The following is an 8,649-nucleotide window of genomic DNA, read 5'->3' as shown; positions in this document are numbered from 1 at the left end:
CTCGATGCTCCGCTCCAGACATAAGCCCACACGATCATCAGGCTTGACGCCCATTTCTTGCAGAGCGTGTGCAACTTGGTTGGCACGACGGTTCAGCTCTGCGTAGCTTACCGTATGCGCTTCGCATACCACAGCCATCTTGTCCGGGTTGCGTCCGGCTTGCTCCTCGAATAGTTGATGTACTAAGCGTTCGCGGGGATAGTCGCGCTGCGTGTGGTTGAAATCGACAACCACCTGGTGTCGCTGCTGCTCGTCCATCAGGTTCAGCACATGCACCGGCTGCTGCTCGTCAGTCACCATGCTCTCGAGGGTGCGCTGGAAATAGCCAATCCAGCGCTCGATCGTGGCGGTATCGAACAGATCGGTGGCGTATTCAAGCGTGCCGTACAGGACATCGTCCGCTTCGGTCACCGCCAGCGACAGGTCGAAGTGGGTCGTCGTACTGGGCGCGTCCACCGAAGACAGCGTCAGTCCCGGTAACGACAGCTCTCCATCATTCGGCGTGTTGTTCAAGGCCAGCATAGCCTGGAAGACCGGGCTGTGGCTCATGCTGCGCACCGGCTGCAGCGCTTCGACCACCTGCTCGAACGGCAGGTCCTGATGCGCGTAGGCGTCCAGCGTATTCGCCTTCACCTGCTCCAGCAACTGCGCCACGCTCGGGTCGTCCTCCAGCCTGACCCGTAGGGCCAGCGTATTGACGAAGAAGCCGATCAGCGGTTCGACCTCCTTGCGCTGCCGGTTCGCCACCGGCGTGCCGATCACGATATCGTCCTGCCCCGACAGGCGCGACAGCAGCAACGCCCAGCCCGACAGCAGGGTCATGAACAGGGTCGCGCCATGACGGCGCCCCAGCGCCCGCAGTCCTTCCGTTATCGTTGCCGACAGCGCGAACGGCACCATGCCGCCCGCGTAGCTCTGCACGGCCGGACGCGGTCGGTCGGTCGGCAGCTCCAGCAGCGCCGGCGCGCCCGCCAACCGCTCCTTCCAGTAGCCGAGCTGACGCTCCAGCACCTCGCCCTGCAGCCAGTTACGCTGCCATACCGCATAGTCGGCATACTGGATTGCCAGCGGCGGCAGCGGATCTGCCTGGCCCTGGCTGAACGCCGTGTACAGCGCGCTCACTTCGCGCACCAGCACATTAATCGACCAGCCGTCCGAGATGATGTGATGCTGGGTCACCAGCAAAACGTACTCGTCCTGCATAAGCCTGAGCAGGCGGCCCCGGACCAGCGGGCCGGCTGACAGGTCGAACGGACGGACTGCTTCATCCACGGCCTGCCGTGCCACTGCGGCTTCCTGCTCGTGGCCCACCAGGGCGCTCAGGTCGAACTGTTCCAGCATAAAGCCGGCATTGTCGGGGGCGAACAGCTGCACCACCTGGCCGTCGATGTTCGCGAACGTGGTGCGCAGACTTTCGTGACGCGCCACCATGCGGTCCAACGTGCGGCCCAGGGCCGCAACATCGAGCGTGCCGCGCAACCTGAGCGCGGCAGGGAGATGATAGGCCGCACCGGCCGCCTGGTCGAACCGGTCCAGGAACCACAGACGCTGCTGCGCCCACGACAGCGGCACCGGCGCGCCGCGCTCGGCCACGCCGATTGGCGGCAGGGACGCCGCTGCGGCATGTGCCGCCACGTGCGCCAGTCCTTCCAGGGTCGGCGCCATGAAGACGTCGCGCAGCGCCACTTCGATGCCCAGTGCCTGCCGCAGCTGCGACACCACCCGCACTGCCTGCAGCGAATGGCCGCCCAACTCAAAGAAATTATCGTGGCGCCCTGCTCGCTCGACACCCAACAGTTCCTGCCAGATGCGGGCCAGCGTTTCTTCCACTTCACCTTGCGGCGCTTCATACTCCCCTGTTGCCAGCGCGGACTGGTCCGGTGCTGGCAGGGCCTTGCGGTCGATCTTGCCGTTTGGCGTGAGCGGGAATCGCTCCAACACCACGAAGGCGCCCGGTACCATGTATTCCGGCAGACTCGCCTGCAGGTGTTCGCGCAGCGCGGCAGCGGTAACGTCGCGCCCATCCACCACAGTCAGGTAGGCCACCAGACGCTTGTCGCCGACGATATCCTCGCGCACGATCACCATCGCGTCCTTCACATCTTCGTGCCGCGCGATCCTTGTCTCGATTTCGCCCAGTTCGATGCGGAAGCCGCGCAACTTGACCTGGAAATCATTCCTGCCCAAGTATTCGATATTGCCGTCGGCCAGCCAACGGCCCAGATCACCCGTCTTGTACATGCGCGCACCATGCTGGCCGCCGAACGGGTCGGAGATGAATCGTTCCGCCGTCAGTTCCGGGCGATTCAGATAGCCTCGCGCCACGCCCGCACCGGCGATATAAATTTCCCCAGCCACCGCGACCGGAACCGGCCGCAGGTGGGAATCGAGGATATAGACGCGCGCATTGGCAATCGGTTTGCCGATCGGGATGTCCTGTTTCGGCAGCGGCGACTTGCCGTCAAAGGAGATCGTTGTCGCATGTACAGTCGCTTCCGTCGGACCATAAGTATTCAGCCAGCGCCCCTGCGACAGCCCCGCAGCGCCTAACCAACCGGCCAGATGCCGCAGGTCGGCCTTTTCTCCGCCGGTCACGACCAGGCGCAGCGCCTGGCCCGGCAGACAACGCCCGGCCTGCACCTCCTGCGTCCACAGATGCCAGAACGCCGTCGGCACGTCCGTCATGGTGATACCCTGCTGCTGCAGGAAGCGGACGAAGTGCTCGTCCGGCACCTTCAATTCGGCGGGGCGCAATACGACTCTTGCCCCGACCGACAAAGCGGGGAAGATTTCCGAAATCGAACTGTCGAAACCGAAAGATACAAATTGCAGCACACGGTCCTGGCTGGTCAGCGCATAGCAGTCGATACAGCTGAGGACCAGGTTGACCACGCTGGCGTGCTCGATCATCACCCCTTTCGGCGCGCCGGTCGAGCCAGACGTGTAGATTACGTAGGCCAGGTTGCGCGCGCTAAGACCGAGCCGGGATGGTTCCGGATTGCCAGGCCACGCCTCGCCAGCCGCATCGTCCAGCCGGTCCGCATCGAGCGTCAGCACCGGGCATGCAAGATGCACGCCCTGGAACAGGCCAAGGCGATCCCGCAGGCGGGCTTGGGTCAGCAGTGCGACCGGTTGGCAGTCCTCCATTACATAAGCCAGGCGGTCGGTCGGGTAAACCGGATCGAGTGGCACATACGCGGCCCCCGACTTTAGGATGCCCAGCAGACCGACGATCATGTCGATGCTGCGTTCGACGCAGATGGCGACACGGTCGTCAAGGCCAACACCCAATCGTATCAGATGATGCGCCAGACCGTTGGCGCGCGCGTTAAGCTCGCGGTAAGTCAGGGACTGGTCCCCGAACACCAGAGCCACCGATTCAGGGCTGCGCTGCGCCTGTTCTTCAAACAGTCCGTGCAAGGTCTGCCCATGCGGGTAAGCCTGCGCGGTGCTATTCCATTCCACCAGCAGTTGCTGGCGTTCCTGCGATGGCAGCACTTCCACGGCGGTCGCCGGCGTGCGCGGCGCCTGCACCAATGCCAGCACCAGATTCTCCAGCACCGTCTGCATATAGCCGCAAATACGGCCTGGCGCGGCCTGCGCATTGCCCTGCACGGCCAGCACGAAGTCGTCGCCCCAGTCATCCACCGCCAGACTGAGTGGATAGTTGGTGCGCTCCTCCGAGCGCAGCAATCCGATTCCACCCGATTCCGCCTGCGCGGTCTCCTGGTTCAGGGCGCTGTGCCGATAGTTTATCAAGGTGGTAAATAGGGGCGCGGACGGTTCCATGGCGCTGCAGCGCTGGGCCAACGACAACGGCGCCTGTTCATATGGCAGCATCTCGCGCAGCGCCGCTTCGGTCTGTGCCACCAGTGCGTCCACGCTGATGCCGTCCAGCTTCATCCGTAACGGCAACGTGTTAATAAACATGCCCAGCATATTGCGCGCACCCACCGTGCCTTGCAGGCGCCCGGACAGCACGGTACCAAACACCACGTCGTCGCGCGCGCTGCAGGCACCAACCACCAGCGCCCACGCCGCATGGAACAAGGTCGCCGGGCTGGTCTTGCGCTGCTTCGCCAGTTGGCGGATCGCATTGGCCAGCGCCGCGTCGAGCACCTTGTGCCCTTCCGTCATATCTCTGCCGTCGCCGTGTACGTCGAGCAGATTGAACGGCGCCGTCGGCTCGGTCACATCGCCCAGCACCTTGCTGAAGTAGGCTTGCGCATCGTTGTTGCTGGCCTGGTGCAGCGCATGGGCCACGAATTCTCGGTAAGGCACGGGCGGCGCAAGGTGGTCGATGCTGCCGGCGAGATGGGCCTGCACCTCCGACACCAGCATCAGCTGCGAGGTCACGTCCTCGATCAGATGGTGGGCATGTAACAGCACATAGACCCTGGAAGATTGCGGGGACTGCGCCGCGCTAACGCGCAGCATCGGCGCGACGGCCAGGTCCATCGGACGATGGAAGCGGCCGACGAGCGCGCTCCGCGCATCGGCGCTATCGCCCAGCTCCACCATGTCAATACTCAGATCGACCTGGCGATAGACGACCTGCACCGGAACACTCAGGTTCTCGGACAGGATCGCGGTGCGCAGCGCGTCATGCCGCGCGATGACCTTGCGCAGCGCTTCGATCAGCGCGTCGAACTGCGCGCGCGAGTCAACCTCAAACAGCGATGGCAGCACATAGGGATCGTTCTCGCGATGCATCAGGTGGTAGAAGTACATCCCCTCCTGCAGCGGCGCCAGCGGATAGATGTCCTGCACATTGGCCGCGCCACCGGGCACGCTGGCCACGATGCGGTCAATTTCGTCCTGGCTAAGTTCAACCAGTGGCAGCATGGCCGGCGCGATGTGTCCGCATACGGGAGGAATCAGGTTGGGCGGCGCAACAAAGGGCGCTTCGCCGGCACCCGCCAATGCATCCACTCTGGCTGCCAGCGCGCCCAGGCTCGACGCCTCATAGATCGTGCGGACATCGGTCTGCAGTCCGGCCTGCTGCATCGCCGCCAGCAATTGCACCACCAGCAGCGAGTGGCCGCCAAGTTCGAAGAAGTTGTCGTGGATGCCGACCTGTCCAACCTTAAGCACCTCGGCCCAGATCGCGGCGAGCTTGTGCTCCGTGTCCGTCTGCGGCGCGCTATATTCGCGCTGGAACTGGCTGGCGTCCGGCGCCGGCAGCGCCTTCCGGTCCACCTTGCCGTTGCGCGTCAACGGCAATTGTTCGAGCAGCACGAAAGCGCCCGGCACCATATATTCCGGCAGGCTTGCCAGCAGATATTCGCGCAGCGCTGCGGCGGAAGCGTCCCGCCCTTCCTGCACGGTCAGATAGGCCAGCAGCCGCTTGTCGCCGGCGATATCCTCGCGCACGACCACCACGGCTGCAGCCACGGCCTCGTGCTGGACCAGCCGGCTTTCGATCTCGCCCAACTCGATGCGGAAACCACGAATCTTCACCTGCTCGTCGATGCGGCCGACATATTCCAGGTTGCCGTCGGCCAGACGCCGCACCAGATCACCCGTGCGGTACAGCCGCGTACTGCTGGCCGGCTCGCCGGCGTCATGGAAGGGATTGGCGATGAAGCGTTCGGCGCTCAGTTCTGGACGGTTCAGGTAGCCGCGCGCCAGGCCGGCGCCGCCGACGTGGAGTTCGCCCACGACGCCGTCCGGCGTCAAGCCCCGCTGTGGCGTCAGGATCACCGCGCACAGGTCGGCCAGCGGATGGCCGATGACGCTGGGGTTGGACGTGTTCGTGATGTCGGCCATCAGCAGGCGGCGGTAGGTCACGTGCACCGTGGTCTCGGTGATACCGTACATATTGACCAGCTGCGGCATAGCGTCGCCGTGACGCGCGGCCCAAGGTTGCAGCGTGGCGACGTTGAGCGCCTCGCCGCCGAAGATCACGCAGCGCAGCGACAGGGGGGCCCGCTGCTCGCCGTCCACCACGATCAGCATGCCGAAGGCGCTCGGGGTCTGGTTCAGCACCGTCACCTGCTCCTTGCTCAGCAACTGGTAGAAATCGGGCGCCGAACGGGCGACCCAGTGCGGCACCACGACCAGGCGGCCGCCATGCAGCAGCGCGCCCCAGATTTCCCATACCGAGAAGTCGAAGCCGAAGGAGTGGAACAGGGTCCAGACATCGCGTCCGTTGAAACCGAACTGGCCGGTGCTGGCGGCAAACAGCCGCGTGACATTGCGGTGCTCGATCAGCACACCCTTGGGCAAGCCGGTCGAGCCGGACGTGTAGATCACGTAGGCCAGATTGTCGGGCCCCTGCGCCGGCAGACGAGCCAGGTTGCAGTCCGCATGCGCCTGCAACTGGCCGGCGAAGGCTGGCGCATCGAGCGCGGCGATGATGACGGCGCGGCCGGCCGACAATTCAGCGGCCCGCTCCAGCAGCGATTCCTGCGTGAGCAGCAGCGACAGCCCGCTGTCCCCGGCCATATAGGCCAGGCGCTCGTTCGGATAGACCGGGTCGAGCGGCACGTAGGCGCCGCCCGCTTTCAACACACCCAGCAGGCCGACAATCATCTCCAGACCGCGTTCGACGAAGATGCCGACCAGACTGTCCGGCCCCACGCCCTGTCCGCGCAGGTAATGGGCCAGACGGTTGGCCCGCGCATTGAGCTCTTGGTAAGTCAGCGACTGGCCCTCGAACACCACGGCCACCTGCTGCGGCGCGCCTTGCGCCTGCGCTTCAAACAGTTCGTGCAGCGCGCTGTCGCCATCATGGCGCTGCGCTATCCGCGTGCCCACCGCCAGCAACTGCTCGCGCTCCTGCGGCGGCAGCACCGAAATATCGCCGGCGTTCATGTCCGGCTGCGACCGCAGCGCCTGCACCAGACCGGCCAGCGCCTGCTCCAGATAGGCGATCACGCGCAACGGAACAATGCTGTGATGGACATGCGCATCGATCAGGAAGTCATCGCCCCGATCATCGATAGAAATCGTCATCGGATAATTGGTGCGCAGTCTGTAGGCAAGCAGCGCGATGTCGTCCGCCGAGGTATCCGTGCCCTGCCCGTCTGCCGATCGAGCGGCATTGCGATAATTCAGAATCGCACTAAACAGCGGCACGTGGCTTGCCAAGCCACTGCAGCGCTGCGCCAGCGATAGCGGTGCCTGTTCGTAGGACAGCAGCTCACGCAGCGCCAACTCCGTCTGCGTCACAAGACTATCCACGCTGATGCCTTCAAGCTTCAGGCGCAGCGGCAGCGTGTTGATGAACATGCCCAGCATGTTGCTTGCGCCGGCCGTGCCTTGCAGGCGCCCGGACAGCACGGTGCCGAACACCACGTCGTCGCGCGCGCTGCAGGCGCCGATGACCAGCGCACAGGCCGCGTGGAACAGAGTTGCGGGGCTAATCCTGCGCCGCCTTGCCACTTGGCGAATATCGCGCGCCAGCGCCGCGTCCAGCGCTTTGCTGTCCTCAACGGTCGCGCTACCATCGCCATGCACGTTGAGCAACCTGAAAGGCGCGGTCGGCTCTGTCACATCACCCAAGGTCTTGCGGAAAAAGTCCTCGATATCGCTGCGGCCGGCCTGGTCAAGCGCATGCGCGAGGAATTCTCGATAGGGAACCGGCTCCGCCAGAGCTGCCGCCTGGCCACCCAAATGCGCCTGGATTTCCCGATGCAGCAGCATCGACGAGGTAGCGTCGTCGATCAGATGGTGACTTCGGAACAGCACATACACCTTGCCCGTGTGCGGCTCGCGCGCGACGCAAACTTCCAGCATCGGCGCTCTGGAAAGATCCATCGGCCTGTTGAAGCGAGCTTCTAATTGGCTTTGCGGATCGCTTGCCGTGCCCAGTTCGATCATCTCGACATTGAGCTCAAGCTGGCGATACACGACCTGCGCCGGAACCCGCAGCTGGTCGGACAGAATGGCGGTGCGCAGTACGTCATGCCGCGCAATCACACTGCGCAAAGCGTCCAGCAGCGCCTCGAACTGCGCCGGCGTGTCGACTGCGAACAGCGACGGAATGACATACGGATCGCTCTCGCGGTGCATCAGGTGATAGAAGTACATCCCCTCCTGCAGCGGTGCCAGCGGATAAATATCCTGCACGTTGGCCGCGCCACCGGGCACGGTGGCCACGATTCGGTCGATCTCGTCCTGGGTCAGATCGATCAGCGGCAGCATGTCCGGCGTGATGCGCTGGCACGCGGCGGGAATGCGGTTCGGCGGTGCGGCGAAAGCCGCTGCGCCGGCCGGTGAGACGTCAATTGCCGCCGCCAGCTCTGCCAGGGTGGCAGCCGCATACATACCGCGTACGTCGGCCTTGACCCCGGCCTGCTCCATCGCCGACAGCAAGCGCACGGCCAGCAGCGAATGGCCGCCCAACTCGAAGAAGTTGTCGTGGATGCCGACACGTTCGACCTTGAGCACCTCCGCCCAGATCGCCGCCAACTTCTGCTCCGTTTCGCTGCGCGGCGCCACATACCCGGCCTGCGACAGGCTCGCGTCCGGCGCAGGCAGCGCCTTGCGGTCGACCTTGCCGTTCGGGTTCAGCGGCAGCGCATCGAGCGTCACCCACACGGATGGCACCATGTAGGCCGGCAGACTGGCCTGCAGGGCAAGCTGGAGCGCTGCGCTGTCAATGTCGATGTCGTTCCTGACCACATAGCCCACCAGGCGCTGGTC

1 protein-coding gene is annotated in these 8,649 nt (G+C 64.5%); it reads right to left on the bottom strand.

Translation table 11 applies throughout. The annotated features are described in order from the left end of the window. Positions 1–8,637 (bottom strand): non-ribosomal peptide synthetase (locus O3301_RS28480; protein ID WP_305058147.1); only part of this gene is annotated, 8,637 nt, incomplete at its 3' end. Between the last annotated feature and the right edge of the window lie 12 nt (positions 8,638–8,649).

Source organism: Janthinobacterium sp. SUN211 (assembly GCF_030587315.1).
Taxonomy (GTDB): Bacteria; Pseudomonadota; Gammaproteobacteria; order Burkholderiales; family Burkholderiaceae_D; genus Janthinobacterium; species Janthinobacterium kumbetense.
Note: the sequence above shows the minus strand (reverse complement) of the source record. Positions and strands in the feature narration are given on the sequence as shown.